Origin of the sequence: Streptomyces sp. ICN903, assembly GCF_022015835.1 — a bacterium.
In the GTDB taxonomy this organism is placed as follows: Bacteria; Actinomycetota; Actinomycetes; order Streptomycetales; family Streptomycetaceae; genus Streptomyces; species Streptomyces fenghuangensis.
This window is the reverse complement of the sequence record NZ_JAKMAY010000115.1, coordinates 1-16,721: the sequence shown is the minus strand read 5'-3', so window position 1 is coordinate 16,721 and position 16,721 is coordinate 1. Positions and strand designations below refer to the sequence as shown.

At 72.0% G+C, this 16,721-nt stretch carries 12 protein-coding genes and 1 tRNA gene; 12 read left to right on the top strand and 1 reads right to left on the bottom strand.

The features are described from left to right. From dnaA to L7D48_RS14100, 12 genes are all read left to right on the top strand, one after another. A partial coding sequence (dnaA, locus tag L7D48_RS14155; protein ID WP_305853146.1) for a chromosomal replication initiator protein DnaA occupies positions 1-1,449 on the top strand: 1,449 nt, incomplete at its 5' end. A 919-nt stretch (positions 1,450-2,368) separates the two neighbouring features. Continuing rightward, on the top strand, positions 2,369-3,499 hold the full coding sequence (gene dnaN, locus L7D48_RS14150; protein ID WP_093851032.1) for a DNA polymerase III subunit beta: 1,131 nt from the start codon (positions 2,369-2,371) through the stop codon (positions 3,497-3,499). Between the two features lie 241 nt (positions 3,500-3,740). Continuing rightward, positions 3,741-4,676, top strand: a complete 936-nt coding sequence (gene gnd / locus L7D48_RS14145; RefSeq protein ID WP_237879787.1) for a phosphogluconate dehydrogenase (NAD(+)-dependent, decarboxylating) — start codon at positions 3,741-3,743, stop codon at positions 4,674-4,676. Between the two features lie 20 nt (positions 4,677-4,696). Then, positions 4,697-5,818: a DNA replication/repair protein RecF gene (gene recF / locus L7D48_RS14140; RefSeq protein WP_237879786.1), complete on the top strand. Its 1,122-nt coding sequence runs from the start codon at positions 4,697-4,699 to the stop codon at positions 5,816-5,818. An 86-nt stretch (positions 5,819-5,904) separates the two neighbouring features. Next, the gene (locus L7D48_RS14135; protein WP_237879785.1) at positions 5,905-6,426 is read left to right on the top strand and encodes a DUF721 domain-containing protein; all 522 of its coding nucleotides are present in this window, start codon (positions 5,905-5,907) and stop codon (positions 6,424-6,426) included. Between the two features lie 419 nt (positions 6,427-6,845). Beyond that, positions 6,846-8,942: a DNA topoisomerase (ATP-hydrolyzing) subunit B gene (gyrB, locus tag L7D48_RS14130; protein WP_308312281.1), complete on the top strand. Its 2,097-nt coding sequence runs from the start codon at positions 6,846-6,848 to the stop codon at positions 8,940-8,942. Positions 8,943-8,980: 38 nt separating this feature from the next. Further along, entirely contained in the window at positions 8,981-11,635 is a 2,655-nt protein-coding gene (gene gyrA, locus L7D48_RS14125; RefSeq protein ID WP_237879784.1) for a DNA gyrase subunit A, read from the top strand. 7 nt (positions 11,636-11,642) lie between these two features. After that, on the top strand, positions 11,643-12,317 hold the full coding sequence (locus L7D48_RS14120) for a DUF3566 domain-containing protein (protein WP_237879783.1): 675 nt from the start codon (positions 11,643-11,645) through the stop codon (positions 12,315-12,317). A 94-nt stretch (positions 12,318-12,411) separates the two neighbouring features. Continuing rightward, a tRNA-Ile gene (locus tag L7D48_RS14115) sits at positions 12,412-12,485 on the top strand. Between the two features lie 179 nt (positions 12,486-12,664). Next, the gene (locus tag L7D48_RS14110) at positions 12,665-12,799 is read left to right on the top strand and encodes a DLW-39 family protein (protein ID WP_217655894.1); all 135 of its coding nucleotides are present in this window, start codon (positions 12,665-12,667) and stop codon (positions 12,797-12,799) included. A 198-nt stretch (positions 12,800-12,997) separates the two neighbouring features. After that, complete coding sequence (locus L7D48_RS14105) at positions 12,998-15,025, top strand: VWA domain-containing protein (protein WP_237879782.1); 2,028 nt, start codon at positions 12,998-13,000, stop codon at positions 15,023-15,025. 20 nt (positions 15,026-15,045) lie between these two features. After that, a complete protein-coding gene (locus L7D48_RS14100) occupies positions 15,046-16,338 on the top strand; it encodes a hypothetical protein (RefSeq protein ID WP_237879781.1) in 1,293 nt (430 codons plus the stop codon). A gap of 46 nt (positions 16,339-16,384) precedes the next feature. Here the strand turns inward: L7D48_RS14100 and L7D48_RS14095 are convergent, their stop codons facing one another. After that, entirely contained in the window at positions 16,385-16,591 is a 207-nt protein-coding gene (locus tag L7D48_RS14095; RefSeq protein WP_237879780.1) for a hypothetical protein, read from the bottom strand. Positions 16,592-16,721: the final 130 nt, after the last annotated feature.

Below are 16,721 nucleotides of genomic sequence, written 5' to 3'. Positions count from 1 at the left end.
CAGCACGACCCCCGGCACGGCGACCCCCGGCACGGCGGCCCCCAGCACGGCGATCCCCGGCACGGCGACCCCCGGCACGAGGACCGGCAGCAGGAACTCGAGCTGCCCAGCGCACGGCCCGCTTACCCGGACTATCCGCACGCCCCCCAGCAGCACCAGCCCGGGTCCTGGCCCCGGCCCCAGGACCCCGACGCCTGGCAGCCGCCGCGCGACCCGTACCAGTCGCAGAGCCCGTCGTACGAGCCGCCCTCCTACGACGGCCGGCACCACGCCTCCCCCTACGACCAGCCGCCGGTGCCGCGCTACGACGGCTCCCGGGGCACCGGCCGCCCCGATCCCCAGCAGCTCCCGGCTCCCAGCGGCGCTCCCGGTCCGCTCGCGGCGCAGCCCGCGCCCGCGACCGGCCCCGGCGAGCCGACGGCCCGGCTGAATCCGAAGTACCTCTTCGACACCTTCGTCATCGGCGCCTCCAACCGCTTCGCGCACGCCGCCGCGGTGGCCGTGGCCGAGGCGCCGGCCAAGGCGTACAACCCGCTGTTCATCTACGGCGAGTCCGGGCTGGGCAAGACCCACCTGCTGCACGCCATCGGGCACTACGCCCGCAGCCTCTACCCGGGCACCCGGGTGCGGTACGTGAGCTCGGAGGAGTTCACCAACGAGTTCATCAACTCCATCCGCGACGGCAAGGCGGACGCGTTCCGCAAGCGCTACCGCGACATGGACATCCTGCTGGTCGACGACATCCAGTTCCTGGCGAGCAAGGAGTCCACCCAGGAGGAGTTCTTCCACACCTTCAACACCCTCCACAACGCCAACAAGCAGATCGTGCTCTCCTCCGACCGGCCGCCCAAGCAGCTGGTCACCCTGGAGGACCGGCTGCGCAACCGCTTCGAGTGGGGGCTGATCACCGACGTCCAGCCGCCGGAGCTGGAGACGCGCATCGCGATCCTGCGCAAGAAGGCCGTCCAGGAGCAGCTGAACGCGCCGCCGGAGGTGCTGGAGTTCATCGCCTCGCGGATCTCGCGCAACATCCGCGAGCTGGAGGGCGCGCTGATCCGGGTCACGGCCTTCGCCAGCCTCAACCGGCAGCCCGTCGACCTGGGCCTGACCGAGATCGTGCTGAAGGACCTCATCCCCGGCGGCGAGGACGCCGCCCCGGAGATCACCGCGGCCAACATCATGGCGTCGACGGCCGACTACTTCGGGCTGACGGTGGACGACCTGTGCGGCTCCTCGCGCAGCCGCGTCCTGGTCACCGCGCGGCAGATCGCCATGTACCTGTGCCGCGAGCTGACCGATCTGTCGCTGCCGAAGATCGGCGCCCAGTTCGGCGGCCGGGACCACACCACCGTCATGCACGCCGACCGCAAGATCCGCGCGCTGATGGCCGAGCGGCGGTCCATCTACAACCAGGTCACCGAGCTGACCAACCGCATCAAGAACGCCTGACTCCGCCGCGCCCGCCGCCGCGCCCGCCGCCGCGCCCGCCGCCGCGCCCGCCGCCGTGTGCGGCCGCGCGGACCACGCCGGCCGTACACGCCGCACCGGCCGCCCCGGCCGCCCCGGCCGCCCCGACGGCGAGAAGCCCCCGAGGAGGTCCCTCCCGGGGGCTTCTCGCTGTTCGAATCCACAGCCGGGAAGAAGAGTGATCCACAGATTCACCGACTTTCTTCCGTCCACACTCTGGGGACCGCCGGGTTGTCCAGATAGCGTCCACAGGCACACCGCTCGGTGATCGAACGAGCCTGGTCAGGTGCCTGGGGATCTGTGGTCAGAAGTTGTCCACAGGCTGTGGATTCCGAATGCGCCCACAAACGGCAGATCGGATTGTCCACCGCCCACCCACAGCCTCGGCCGCGTTGTGCACAGCTTTCACCAGCTTCTCCACAGGGCTGTCCACTGTTCGACAACATGGCGCGCGATGTCACCCCTCCGTGTGAAAGGCGTCACACCGAGGGGCTGGGTTGGGCTGTTGAGAAGGTGGGTAAAACTGTGGGCGGCCCTGGGGAGAAGTCCCGGATCGCTGTGCACGGGATGTGCAGAACTTTCCGGCGTCCACAGCACCCCCCTGTTCGTCCACGTCCCCACCCACAGGGCCGGTGGACAAAATCTCCTGTCTGACCTGCGCGGATCGAGTTATCCCCGGTTTCCACAGGCCCTACTACTACGACCACGGAGATAAAGGGCTGACTTCGATCGGAAACGGGCCCTGTGCACAACTCGGCCCGACCGCGCTCCGCGCCCCTCCCCTCGACTTGACCCCGACCCGCCCCGGCTGTCAGCCGGGTGCGTCAGACTGGTCCCCGGCGACAAGCCGACGACGAAGACCAGCAAGGCGAGCAGCCAGCAACAGCGGGAGGCGGCTTAAGTGAAGATCCGGGTGGAGCGCGACGTCCTCGCGGAGGCGGTGGCCTGGGCGGCCCGCAGCCTGCCGGCCCGGCCCCCGGTGCCGGTCCTCGCGGGGCTGCTGCTGAAGGCCGAGGAGGGCTCGCTGAGCCTGTCCGGTTTCGACTACGAGGTCTCGGCGCGGGTCTCGGTGGAGGCCGATGTGGAGGAGGACGGCACCGTCCTCGTCTCCGGCCGCCTGCTGGCCGACATCTCGCGAGCCCTCCCCAACCGCCCGGTGGAGATTTCCACAGACGGTGTACGGGTGAGCGTCGTCTGCGGATCCTCGCGGTTCACACTCCACACACTGCCTGTGGAGGAGTACCCGGCGCTTCCCCAGATGCCGAGCGCGACCGGCACGGTCCCCGGCGAGGTCTTCGCCGCCGCGGCGGCCCAGGTCGCCATCGCGGCCGGACGCGACGACACCCTGCCGGTGCTCACCGGCGTGCGCATCGAGATCGAGGGCGACACCGTCACCCTGGCGTCCACCGACCGCTACCGCTTCGCGGTCCGCGAGTTCCTGTGGAAGCCGGAGACGCCGGACGCCTCCGCGGTGGCCCTGGTCCCGGCCAAGACCCTGCTGGACACGGCGAAGTCCCTCAGCGGCGGCGACAACGTGACGCTGGCGCTGTCGGGCTCCGGCGCGGGCGAGGGCCTGATCGGTTTCGAGGGCAACGGGCGGCGGACCACGACGCGGCTGCTCGAGGGCGACCTGCCGAAGTACCGCACGCTCTTCCCGACGGAGTTCAACTCCGTCGCGGTGATCGAGACGGCCCCCTTCGTGGAGGCGGTCAAGCGCGTGTCCCTGGTGGCCGAGCGGAACACCCCGGTGCGGCTCACCTTCGAGCAGGGGGTGCTGATCCTGGAGGCGGGATCCAGCGACGACGCACAGGCTGTGGAGCGTGTGGACGCGCAGCTGGAGGGCGACGACATCTCGATCGCCTTCAACCCGGGCTTCCTGCTGGAGGGTCTGAGCGCCATCGACGCCCCGGTCGCACAGCTCTCCTTCACCACCTCGACCAAGCCCGCGCTGCTGAGCGGCAGGCCGGCGGTGGACGCGGAGGCGGACGAGGCGTACAAGTACCTGATCATGCCGGTGCGGCTGTCGGGCTGAGGCCGGTGGCGGGCGGCCGGGTGTGCTCGCGAGGGGCGCTCGGCCGGGTGCGCGAGGGACGTCCCTCGCACGGGTGCGGCTGCCGGGCCGGGGCCGGGAGATCGGGGAGGGCCTTCCGGAGCCGTCCGCGGCCCGGTCCGCGCGCATACGAGCGGAGTGTGCCCGCAGCTGTGCGCCGCCCCCTCCGTCGTAGGCTCGTACCCGGGTACGCAACACCAGGACACCGAAGAAAGGCCCCCTGATGGAGCTCGGTCTCGTCGGTCTCGGCAAGATGGGCGGCAACATGCGCGAGCGCATCCGCCGCGCAGGCCACACCGTCGTCGGATACGACCGCAACCCCGACCTCGCCGACGTCCAGAGCCTCGAGGAGCTCGTGGACTCCCTGAAGGCCCCGCGGGTGGTGTGGGTCATGGTCCCGGCCGGCGGCCCGACGCAGTCGACGATCGACGCGCTGGGTGAGCTGCTCTCCCCCGGCGACGTGGTCGTGGACGGCGGGAACTCCCGCTGGACGGACGACGAGCGGCACGCCGAGGAGCTGGCGGCCAAGGGCATCGGCTTCGTGGACTGCGGCGTCTCCGGCGGAGTGTGGGGCCTGGAGAACGGCTACGCGCTGATGTACGGCGGCGACGCCGAGCACGTCGCGAAGGTGCAGCCGGTCTTCGACGCCCTCAAGCCGGAGGGCGAGTTCGGCTCCGTGCACGCGGGCAAGGTGGGCGCGGGCCACTTCGCGAAGATGGTCCACAACGGCATCGAGTACGCGATGATGCAGGCCTTCGCCGAGGGGTGGGAGCTGCTGGAGGCGGCCGAGGCCGTCACCGACGTCCGCGAGGTCTTCCGCTCCTGGCAGGAGGGCACCGTCATCCGCTCCTGGCTGCTGGACCTGGCCGTCCGCGCGCTGGACGACGACGAGCACCTGGGAGCGCTGCGCGGCTACGCGGCCGACTCCGGCGAGGGCCGGTGGACGGTGGAGGCGGCGATCGACCACGCCGTGCCGCTGCCCGCGATCACCGCGTCGCTGTTCGCCCGCTTCTCCTCGCGCCAGGACGACTCCCCGCAGATGAAGATGATCGCCGCGCTGCGCAACCAGTTCGGCGGCCACGCGGTGACCGCCGCGGCCGGTGGGGAGAAGGGCGCCGACGCGCCGGGCGCGGACGTCGACCCGCCCGTCGGCGGCTGACCGGCCCCGAAGCGGATCCGATGCACGTCACGCATCTGTCGCTGGCCGACTTCCGGTCCTACGCCCGGATCGAGGTTCCGCTCGATCCGGGCGTCACCGCTTTCGTCGGTCCGAACGGCCAGGGCAAGACCAATCTCGTCGAGGCGGTCGGCTACCTCGCGACGCTGGGCAGCCACCGGGTCTCCTCCGACGCTCCGCTGGTGCGGCAGGGCGCCGAGCGCGCTGTGGTGCGGGCGGTGGTGCGGCAGGGGGAGCGGCAGCAGCTGGTGGAGCTGGAGCTGAACCCGGGGCGGGCCAACCGGGCGCGGATCAACCGGTCCTCGCAGGTCAGGCCGAGGGATGTGCTGGGCATCGTGCGCACGGTGCTGTTCGCCCCGGAGGACCTGGCGCTGGTGAAGGGCGATCCCGGGGAGCGCCGCCGTTTCCTGGACGAGCTGGTGACGGCGCGCTCGCCGCGGATGGCGGGGGTGCGGTCGGACTACGACCGGGTGCTCAGGCAGCGCAACACTCTGCTGAAGACGGCCGCGATGGCGCGCCGGCACGGTGGCGCCTCCGGCGGCGGGGCGCTGTCCACCCTGGACGTGTGGGACCAGCATCTGGCCCGTGCCGGGGCGGAGTTGCTGGCGCACCGGATGTCGCTGGTGGCGGCGCTGGGACCGCTGGCGGACAAGGCGTACGAGCGGCTGGCCCCGGGCGGCGGCCCGGTGGTGCTGGAGTACCGCTCGCCGGTTGAGGGCGGTACGCGCGAGGAGCTGTACGAGGGGCTGCTGGCCGCGCTGTCCGAGGCGCGCCGCCAGGAGATCGAGCGCGGTGTGACGCTGGTGGGTCCGCACCGTGACGATCTCGTGCTGAGACTGGGGGAGTTGCCGGCGAAGGGGTACGCGAGCCACGGGGAGTCGTGGTCGTATGCCCTGGCGCTGCGGCTGGCCTCGTACGACCTGCTGCGCGGCGAGGGCAACGAGCCGGTGCTGGTGCTCGACGACGTCTTCGCCGAGCTGGACGCCAGGCGGCGGGAGCGGCTGGCGGAGCTGGTGGCGCACGGTGAGCAGGTGCTGGTGACGGCGGCCGTGGAGGAGGACGTCCCCGAGCTGCTGGCGGGGGCCCGGTACGCGGTCGGAGGCGGGGAGGTGACCCGGTTGTGAGGCGTGAGGATCGTCCGGAGGAGCTCTCCGGCCTGCCCGGGAGCCCTCCCGTCCCCTCCGCGGGCGGGCGGGGGGAATCCGCGGAGGTGCGGATTCCGGGTCCGGCGGCCGAGCCGTCGGGAATCGATCTGGCCAGGGTGGCGCTGCGGGCGGCCCGCGAGCAGGCGCGGGCGCGCGGCGGTGCGGCACGGCAGAAGCGGCAGGCCCGTACCGGCGGCCTGCGGTCCGGGGCGCGGCGGGACGGCCGTGACCCGCTGCCGCTGGGGGCGGCGATCGAGCGGCTGAAGACCGAGCGCGGCTGGGAGATGCCGATGGCGGTCGGCGGTGTGATGGGCCGCTGGCCGGAGTTGGTGGGTCCGGAGCTGGCGCGGCACTGCGTACCGCAGTCCTACGACGAGCGGGAGCGGGTGCTGTCGGTGCGCTGCGACTCGACGGCGTGGGCGACGCAGGTGCGGCTGCTGGCTCCGCAGCTGGTGGCGCGGCTGAACGCCGATCTCGGGCAGGGGTCGGTGAAGTCGATCAGGGTGCGGGGGCCGCAGGCGCCGGACACCCGGCACGGCCGGCTGCGCGCTCCGGGCAGCCGGGGGCCGGGGGACACCTACGGCTGACGGGCGGTCTCGGCGGGCCGCCCGCGCCCCCGGTGCCCTCCCGGGTCCCGGAAGGCGCCGCTTCGCTGCCGCGGAAAGGCCTCTGACCAGCGTGGAAACCCGGCGTGCGGGGAGGGGCGGGAGCCTTCGTTCCGTGAGTGCGCTCACAGTGACGGTTCATTGACATGCCGAGGCGCTGAGGGCCGTCGTGAGCGTCCTGGGGGCCCGGCCCGCATATGGGGAGTCGGCGGAGGCCGGTTCAGGGCGGCACATGCGGCCCCAGGTACCGGCAAACCCCCATCGATGTCAGTGGTACCGGTAGACTGGAGACACACCCGCCTTACTGCGGAACATGTCGAACGACGCAGCCGCTCCTGCCGTGCGGACAGGGTCTCCGGGAGGTCTCCCGGGCTCTTCCCTCCGGTCGCAGGGGAAGGCTTGTGCTGTGCCAGAAAGGGCGCTTCGTGGCCGATTCCGGCAACTCCAACGAAACCATCCCCGCCTCCGGCGAGGAGACCCCTGTCCCGTCCGCGACCCCGTCCGTCTCCGGAGCCGGTGGCGGCGAGCCGTCGTACGACGCCAGTGCGATCACGGTCCTGGAGGGCCTGGACGCGGTCCGCAAGCGGCCCGGCATGTACATCGGGTCCACCGGTGAGCGCGGCCTCCACCACCTCGTGCAGGAAGTGGTGGACAACTCCGTCGACGAGGCGCTGGCCGGCCACGCGGACACCATCGACGTGACGCTGCTGGCCGACGGCGGCGTCCGGGTCGTGGACAACGGCCGCGGCATCCCGGTGGGCATCGTGCCCTCCGAGGGCAAGCCGGCCGTCGAGGTCGTGCTGACGGTGCTGCACGCGGGCGGCAAGTTCGGCGGCGGCGGCTACGCGGTCTCCGGTGGTCTGCACGGTGTGGGCGTCTCGGTGGTCAACGCGCTGTCCACCAAGGTCTCGGTCGAGGTGAAGACCGACGGCTATCGCTGGACGCAGGACTACAAGATGGGCGTGCCCACCGCTCCCCTCCAGCGGCACGAGGCCACCGACGAGACCGGTACGACGGTCTCGTTCTGGGCCGACGGCGACATCTTCGACACCACCGACTACTCCTTCGAGACGCTCTCGCGGCGCTTCCAGGAGATGGCCTTCCTCAACCGCGGTCTGACGATCACCCTGACCGACGAGCGGGCGGCGGCCAAGCAGACGGCCGGGGCCGACACCGCGGACACCTCCGAGGACGACAAGCCCCGCCACGTCCGCTACCACTACGAGGGCGGCATCTCGGACTTCGTCCGCCACCTCAACTCCCGCAAGGGCGAGCCCGTCCACCCCTCGGTGATCGACATCGAGGCGGAGGACAAGGAGCGCAAGATCTCGGTGGAGATCGCGATGCAGTGGAACACCCAGTACACCGAGGGTGTCTACAGCTTCGCGAACACCATCCACACCCACGAGGGCGGTACCCACGAGGAGGGCTTCCGCGCCGCGCTGACCGGTCTGGTCAACCGCTACGCCCGAGACAGGAAGCTGCTGCGCGAGAAGGACGACAACCTCACGGGCGAGGACATCCGCGAGGGTCTGACGGCGATCATCTCGGTGAAGCTGGGCGAGCCGCAGTTCGAGGGCCAGACGAAGACGAAGCTGGGCAACACCGAGGCCAAGACCTTCGTCCAGAAGATCGTCCACGAGCACTTCGGCGACTGGCTGGACCGCAACCCCAACGAGGCCGCCGACATCATCCGCAAGGGCATCCAGGCGGCCACCGCGCGCGTGGCGGCCCGCAAGGCGAGGGACCTCACCCGCCGCAAGGGCCTGCTGGAGACGGCCTCGCTGCCGGGCAAGCTGAGCGACTGCCAGTCCAACGACCCGGCCAAGTGCGAGATCTTCATCGTCGAGGGCGACTCCGCGGGCGGCAGCGCCAAGTCCGGCCGCAATCCGCAGTACCAGGCCATCCTGCCGATCCGCGGCAAGATCCTGAACGTGGAGAAGGCGCGGATCGACAAGGTCCTGCAGAACCAGGAGGTCCAGGCGCTGATCTCGGCCTTCGGCACCGGGATCCACGAGGACTTCGACATCGAGAAGCTCCGCTACCACAAGATCATCCTGATGGCCGACGCCGACGTCGACGGCCAGCACATCAACACCCTGCTGCTGACGCTGCTGTTCCGCTTCATGCGGCCGCTGGTCGAGGCCGGCCACGTCTACCTGTCCCAGCCGCCGCTCTACAAGATCAAGTGGTCGCGCGACGAGTTCGAGTACGCCTACTCCGACCGCGAGCGCGACAGCCTGATCCGCCTGGGCCGCGAGCAGGGCAAGCGCATCAGGGACGACTCGGTCCAGCGATTCAAGGGTCTGGGCGAGATGAACGCCGAGGAGCTGCGCGTCACCACCATGGACCAGGCCCACCGGGTGCTGCGCCAGGTGACGCTGGACGACGCGGCCGCCGCCGACGACCTGTTCTCGATCCTGATGGGCGAGGACGTGGAGGCGCGGCGCTCGTTCATCCAGCGCAACGCCAAGGACGTCCGCTTCCTCGACATCTGAGTCGGCCGTACGCCGCTCAACGAAGGGATTGACCAGTAATGGCCGACGAGACCACCCCTGCCCCGACCGAGGGCGACGCCGCGCCCGGCCCCCTGGCGCCGGCCCCGGGCGTCCCCGTGGTCGACGAGAGCGCCGGACTCCGGGTGGAGCCGGTCAGCCTCGAGACCGAGATGCAGCGCTCGTACCTCGACTACGCGATGAGCGTGATCGTCTCGCGTGCGCTGCCCGACGTGCGCGACGGGCTCAAGCCGGTGCACCGCCGGGTGCTGTACGCCATGTACGACGGCGGCTACCGGCCCGAGAAGGGCTTCTACAAGTGCGCCCGCGTCGTCGGCGACGTGATGGGCACCTACCACCCGCACGGCGACACCTCCATCTACGACGCCCTGGTCCGCCTGGCCCAGCCGTGGTCGATGCGGATGCCGCTGGTGGACTCCAACGGCAACTTCGGCTCGCCGGGCAACGACCCGGCCGCCGCCATGCGCTACACCGAGTGCAAGATGGCGCCGCTGGCCATGGAGATGCTCCGGGACATCGACGAGGAGACCGTCGACTTCCAGGACAACTACGACGGCCGCAACCAGGAGCCGACCGTCCTGCCGTCGCGCATCCCCAATCTCCTGGTCAACGGCTCGGCGGGCATCGCGGTCGGCATGGCCACCAACATCCCCCCGCACAACCTGCGCGAGGTGGCCGCCGGCGCCCAGTGGTACCTGGAGCACCCCGAGGCCACGGGCGAGGAGCTGCTGGAGGCGCTGCTGGAGCGGATCAAGGGACCGGACTTCCCCTCCGGCGCGCTGGTGGTGGGCCGCAAGGGCATCGAGGAGGCGTACCGCACCGGCCGCGGCTCGATCACGATGCGCGCGGTGGTCGAGGTGGAGGAGATCCAGGGCCGCCAGTGCCTGGTCGTCACCGAACTGCCCTACCAGGTCAACCCGGACAACCTGGCGCTGAAGATCGCCGAGCTGGTCAAGGACGGCAGGATCGCCGGCATCGCGGACGTCCGCGACGAGACGTCCTCGCGCACCGGCCAGCGGCTGGTGATCGTCCTCAAGCGGGACGCGGTCGCCAAGGTCGTGCTGAACAACCTGTACAAGCACACCGATCTGCAGACCAACTTCGGCGCCAACATGCTGGCCCTGGTCGACGGGGTGCCGCGCACGCTGTCGCTGGACGCGTTCATCCGCAACTGGGTCACCCACCAGGTCGACGTCATCGTCCGCCGCACCCGCTACCGGCTGCGCAAGGCCGAGGAGCGCGCCCACATCCTGCGCGGCCTGCTCAAGGCGCTGGACGCGATCGACGAGGTCATCGCCCTGATCCGGCGCAGCAACACCGTCGAGGTGGCGCGCGGGGGCCTGATGGAGCTGCTGGCCATCGACGAGATCCAGGCGAACGCGATCCTGGAGATGCAGCTGCGCCGCCTGGCCGCCCTGGAGCGGCAGAAGATCACCGCCGAGCACGACGAACTCCAGGCGAAGATCGACGAGTACAACGCGATCCTCGCCTCGCCCGAGCGGCAGCGGCGGATCATCGGCGAGGAACTGGCCGCGATCGTCGACAAGTACGGCGACGACCGGCGCAGCAAGCTGGTGCCCTTCGAGGGCGACATGTCCATCGAGGACCTGATCGCCGAGGAGGACATCGTCGTCACCATCACGCGAGGCGGCTACGTCAAGCGCACGAAGACCGACGACTACCGCTCGCAGAAGCGCGGCGGCAAGGGTGTGCGCGGCACGAAGCTCAAGGAAGACGACATCGTCGACCACTTCTTCGTCACCACCACCCACAACTGGCTGCTGTTCTTCACCAACAAGGGCCGTGTCTACCGGGCGAAGGCGTACGAGCTGCCGGACGCCGGGCGGGACGCGCGCGGCCAGCACGTGGCGAACCTGCTGGCCTTCCAGCCGGACGAGACGATCGCCCGGATCCTGGCGGTCCGGGACTACGAGGCCGCGCCTTACCTGGTGCTGGCCACCAAGTCGGGCCTGGTGAAGAAGACCCCGCTGAAGGACTACGACTCCCCCCGCTCCGGCGGCGTCATCGCCATCAACCTCCGGGAGCTGGAGGGCGGCGGCGAGGACGAGCTGATCGGCGCGGAGCTGGTCTCGCCCGATGACGACCTGCTGCTGATCAGCAGGAAGGCGCAGTCGATCCGGTTCACCGCGACCGACGACGCGCTGCGTCCGATGGGGCGCGCCACATCCGGTGTGAAGGGCATGAGTTTCCGCGAAGGGGACGAACTGCTCTCGATGAACGTGGTGCGAGCCGGTACGTTCGTTTTCACCGCCACCGACGGCGGGTACGCGAAGCGCACGGCCGTGGACGAGTACCGCGTGCAGGGCCGTGGCGGTCTGGGCATCAAGGCGGCCAAGATCGTGGAGGACCGCGGTTCGCTGGTGGGGGCCCTGGTGGTCGAGGAGACGGACGAGATCCTCGCCATCACCCTCGGCGGCGGCGTGATCCGTACGCGGGTCGCCGAGGTCAGGGAAACCGGGCGTGACACGATGGGCGTCCAGTTGATCAACCTCGGCAAGCGCGACGCCGTGGTCGGTATCGCACGCAATGCCGAGGCCGGCCGTGAGGCCGAGGAGGTCGACGCGGAGACGGGTGCCGAGGACGGCACCGAGGAGTCCTCGCCGGCGTCTTCCCCGGAGACGGCCGCCGAGTCGGCTCCGGACAACGAGGAGTAGACAGAACGTGAGTGGAACCGCGGGCGCCGCCAGGGGCGGCGACGATGAAGGCGGCGCCCGTGGACCGGCCGCTGACGACGCTCGACGACAGGGCGAATCCCACCGTGGGGGAACAACCGTGACCAGTGCCCACCCGCAACCGCAGCCGCACGCCCAGCAGCACGCGAGCGCGCCGCAGCCGCACCAGCCGCCGCAGGCCTACCCGCCTCCGCCGGGCGCCACCCCGCCGCCGCGGGCCGCCCAGGAGGAGCGGGACGACCTCCGGCAGGACGTCATGCGCCGCCCGCGCACCGGCGCCCGTACGGTCCCCAGGACGCGCAAGGCGCGACTCCGGGTGGCCAAGGTCGACCCGTGGTCGGTGATGAAGGTCGGCTTCCTGCTGTCGATAGCCCTCGGCATCTGCACCGTGATCGCGGTGGCCGTGCTGTGGATGGTGATGGACGCCATGGGCGTGTTCGCGGCGGTCGGCGGGACGGTCAGCGAGGCGACCTCCTCGGACAGCGGCGGGGGTTTCGACCTCCAGGGCTTCCTGTCCCTGCCGCGGGTGCTGACCTTCACCTCGGTGGTGGCGGCGATCGACGTGGTGCTGATGACGGCCCTGGCCACGCTGGGGGCGTTCATCTACAACATGTCGGCCGGCCTCGTCGGCGGCGTCGAGGTGACCCTCGCGGAGGACGAGTGACCCCCGGGAGCCCCCCGGGCGCCGCACCGGAGCGGCCGCGGACCGACGCGATTTTGGCACGCGGCTGAAGTGCGCTAATCTTTCGGTGCAGCGCGGGGCTATAGCTCAGACGGTTAGAGCGCTTCCCTGATAAGGAAGAGGCCACAGGTTCAAGTCCTGTTAGCCCCACACGGCGAACCGAGCGCCCGGACCCTCCCCGGAGGGGCCGGGCGCTCGGCGTTGAAGGCCCTTCGAGGTGCGGAAGGGCGGGTGCCGTCCGTCCGGGTCGGTCGCTCTGCCGGGATGCCCGCTTGGGTATCATCGGGCGCCAGTAGGTCCCAACGTCTAGAAGAGGACGAGGTAGCGCGGTGAAGAAGCTTCTCCTGATCGCACTGGCCGCCGTCGGCGGGCTCCTCGTGTACCGCCAGATCCAGGCGGACCGCGCCGAGCAGGATCTGTGGACGGAGGCGACCGACTCCGTGCCCGCAGGTTCGGGCGTCTGAGAGCAACAGGTACTTCGCGCGAAGCCCCGGCCGGTCTCCGGCCGGGGCTTCGCCGTCTTCGCACGTCCGGGCCGGGCCGGTGGGTGCGCACATGTTGCGGGACCGTGACGGCAACCGCCTTGATATACGCGTTAGCAAATATCTACGATGCTCCCGCAAAGCCAACCCGAGAGGCGCGCCCGAGGGGGACAAAGGCACATGGCACGACTCCACCGCCGCATGGCCGCGGCGTTGAGCTGCGGGACCCTCCTGGCGCTGATCGCGTCACCGCTCGCCGCCGCGGCTCCCCGCGGGGCTCCCGCAGCACCGCTGACGGTTGCGGAAGGCAACGCCTCGCTGGTGATGGTGCTGGACTCCTCCGGCTCGATGGCCGAGGACGACGGCTCGGGCGGCACCCGTATCGAGTCCGCCCGCCGTGCCGTGGGCGAGGTCGTCGACGCGCTCCCCGACGGCCACCCCACCGGTCTGCGGGTCTACGGCGCCGACCGGGAGGAGGGGTGCACCGACACCCGACTGGTGCGGCCGGTGGAGCCGCTGGACCGCGCCGCGGTCAAACGCGCCGTCGCCGAGGTGGAGCCCAGGGGGGACACCCCCATCGGTCTGGCGCTGCGCAGAGCGGCCGAGGACCTGCCCGAGGCGTCCGGAGGTTCCCTGGACCGCCGTACGATCCTGCTGGTCTCCGACGGCGAGGACACCTGCGGCACCCCCGACCCGTGCGAGGTCGCCGCCGAACTCGGCGGACAGGGGCCCTCGCCGGAGTCTTTGGAGTCCTCGGGGACCCTGCGGATCGACGCCATCGGCTTCCAGGTGGACGGGAAGGCCCGCGAGCAGCTGGAGTGCATCGCCCGGGCCGGCCACGGCTCGTACTACGACGCGCCCGACGCCGGCGCCCTGGCCCGACAGCTCCAGCGCGCCTCGCGGCTGTCCGCCGACGGCTACCGAATGGAGGGCGAGCGGATCACCGGCGGGCGGACGGCGGACGACGCGCCCAGGATCGCCCCCGGCCAGTACACGGACACCATCGGCCCCGGCGAGAAGCGCTGGTACGCCGCGGAGCTGGGCGGCCCGGCCGAATCGGCCGCCGACGACCTCGCCGTGACGGCCGTGCCCCAGCCCGGGGTGCCGGTCGCCTCCATGGACGGCCTCCGGCTCACCCTGGTCCGGGACGACAACCACCGGCCGCGGTGCGGCAGCACCTGGCGGTACTTCGGCCGGAACGCCGGAGCCATGCCGATCACCGCCGCCGTCAGCCGGATCCCGTCGGCCGGGGGGACCCGCGCCTGCGACGGGGCGGGCCGCTATCTGCTGGCGGTCGAACGGCGCTCGCACGAGGACTCCGACCGGGGCCGATGGCCCTTCGAACTGCTCCTCGCCACCGAGAAGCCCCTCGCGAAGGGCACCGTGCCGGCGCACTCCGAGCCCGACTACGGCGCGGGCGGCGAGGACGCGCCCCTGCCCACCGACCCGCCGCGCGACGTCGAGGGCGGCACCGGCTTCAACGACGCCCGCCGACTCGGACCCGGAGTGTGGCGCGACGAGCTGCTCCCCGCGCAGACCCGCTGGTACCGGGTGCGGATCGGCTGGGGACAGCAGCTGCGCTACGACGTGGAGTTCGGCAACGAGCCGACCGTCGACGGCCCGGCCGGGACGCCGACGCGGGTGAGCACCGATGTGTACGGCCCCACCCGGGTGCCCGTCCAGCCGGACGGCGAGTTCGACACCCGGGCCCTCTACCGCGGCGAGCCGGCGGCGGTGTCGGGCGGCACGGTGCCGGTGGCGTGGACCAACCGCTGGGAGAGCGCGACCCGCGCGGTGCCGGTGCGGCGCGCGGGCGAGTACTACATCGGCGTCGGCCTCGACCCGGACGCCGCCGAGCTCGCCGAGAACGTCGCCGTCGGCTTCGTGCTGCGCGTGGCGGTGATCGGCGAGGAGAAGGCCGGACCGGAGCACGGCGCGCCCGCCGTGCGCGAACGCGACGGCGGGCACGACGCCGTGGATACGCGGGAGGAAGCGGGGGCCGCCCGGGACGGATCGGGCCCCGGCGGTGCAGGATGGTCCGGTCCGGCCGTCGCCGCGGCGGCCGGGGCTGTGACGGCGCTGGCGATCGCGCTGGCGGCCGTGTGCACGCGGTACACGCGCTCGCGCGGGCGCGCGGCGGCGCGTACGGCGGCTGAGGGCGGCGATGGCGTCACAGTCAACGGCAAGACGGAGGGTGGCGCATGGTGAAGGGGCGGGCGGGACGCAGGATGAGGGGCTCACTGGCCGCCGCGGCGGCACTGTGCGCGGTCGCGGCACTGCCGGGCTCGGCCGCGGCCGCGCGGTCGGCCGGACCCGAGGACCTGCCCGCGTACGAGACGGCTCCGGGCGCCCAGCGCGTCGAGGGCGAGGAGAGCAGCGCCCACGGGCCGGCCATCGAACCGGGCTTCTACACCGACGACATCGGGCCGGGCGAGCGCAGGTACTACAGCGTCACGCTGGACGGCGAGTCCAACGTCTGGATCTCCGCGACCGCCCTGCCCGAGCCGGGCAGCCGGGTCAAGGGCATGGACGGCATCGAGGTCGCCCTGGAGTCGGCGGACGGCACCGACTGCGGTGACGGGGACGTGAGTTTCGGCTCCGACGACACGGCCAGACCGATCGCCGACCTCGCCGGGCGCATGATCAAGGAGGACGGCTACTGCCAGGAGCCCGGCGTCTACCACTTCTCCGTGGAGCGGGACAGCCACGAGACCGCCGACGCCGGACGCTGGCCGCTGGAGATCTCCGTCATGCGGGAGCCGGGGCTGCGGAACCCGGCCTCCGGCGGCCCGTCCGAGGCCGCACCCGACGCCGCGACGCCGAGCCCGCCGGGGGCGCCGGAGGGGGAGGCCAGGCCCATCGAGGGCGGCACCGGCTTCAACGACGCGCCCGGCATGGGCGAGGGCAACTGGAGGGACCGGCTGCGGCCCGGCGAGACCCGCTTCTACAAGGTGCCGCTCGACTGGGGCCAGCGGCTCCACACCCAGGTGGAGTTCGGCACGGCCAAGGCCAAGGGCGACAGCGCCCCGTACGTCAGCGGCGCCTTCCGGGTGGACTTCTACAACACCGCCCGCGGGCGGATCGGCACCGACGGCGTGGGCTACCGGCCCGACCAGCCCGCCGCGTACCGGCTGGACGGGCAGCGCGTCGCGTTCGCCAACCGCTTCGACGGCAGCACGAAGCTCGGCGGGACGCGCTTCGCCGGCTGGTACTACATCGCGGTGCACGCGAACGGGAAGCTGGCCGAGTCCGTCGACGGCACGGTGCCGGTGGTGCTGCGCACCACGATCGCGGGCGAGCCGGAGGCCGGTCCCGAGTACGACGGGAACGCCGAGGAGGCCGGCTTCGGGGTCACCGAGGACGACCGCGAGGCCGCGGCCGAGGGGCTGAACCGGTCGGCCGCGGAGAGCGGGGAGACCCTGCGGCTGCTGGGCTGGGCCGGGATCGGCGCCGGCACCGCGCTGATCCTGGGGCTCGGCCTGTGGACGCTTCTCGCCCGCCGGAGCGCGGCCCGCGCCTGAGGGCCGGGGCGCGCACCGGGGCGTCAGGGCGCCTGGCCGTCAGGCGTCAGGGCGCCTGGGTCAGAGCCCAGACGCCGACGGCGATGAGGACCAGGGCCAGCACCAGGAGCGGGGCCGCCACCTTCGGGGGCGGTCCCGGCCTGCGTGCCGCGGGGGCGCGGTGCCCGGCGTCCGCGGGCCCGGCGGGGGCGAGCGGTCGGGCCGTCGTGTAGGGCCGTGTCGGCTGGGTCTGCTGGGTCTGCTGCGTCGGCATGCCGGCGAGGGGCGGCTGCGAGTGCGGCCGCGGATACGCGTACGGCTGGGCGGGGGCTCCGGGAGACGTCTGCGTGGTCTCCTGCGCCGGCGCGTGGGCCGGGGCCGGCGCAGGGCCCGGAGCCGGGAAC

What these genes read in the sequence shown, in the direction of transcription:
- gyrA (WP_237879784.1), top strand. Translation starts at nt 8,981, where the DNA reads ATGGCCGACGAGACCACCCCTGCCCCGACCGAGGGCGACGCCGCGCCC.
- recF (WP_237879786.1), top strand. Translation starts at nt 4,697, where the DNA reads ATGCACGTCACGCATCTGTCGCTGGCCGACTTCCGGTCCTACGCCCGG.
- L7D48_RS14100 (WP_237879781.1), top strand. Translation starts at nt 15,046, where the DNA reads ATGAGGGGCTCACTGGCCGCCGCGGCGGCACTGTGCGCGGTCGCGGCA.
- L7D48_RS14105 (WP_237879782.1), top strand. Translation starts at nt 12,998, where the DNA reads ATGGCACGACTCCACCGCCGCATGGCCGCGGCGTTGAGCTGCGGGACC.
- gnd (WP_237879787.1), top strand. Translation starts at nt 3,741, where the DNA reads ATGGAGCTCGGTCTCGTCGGTCTCGGCAAGATGGGCGGCAACATGCGC.
- L7D48_RS14095 (WP_237879780.1), bottom strand. Translation starts at nt 16,591, where the DNA reads ATGCCGACGCAGCAGACCCAGCAGACCCAGCCGACACGGCCCTACACG.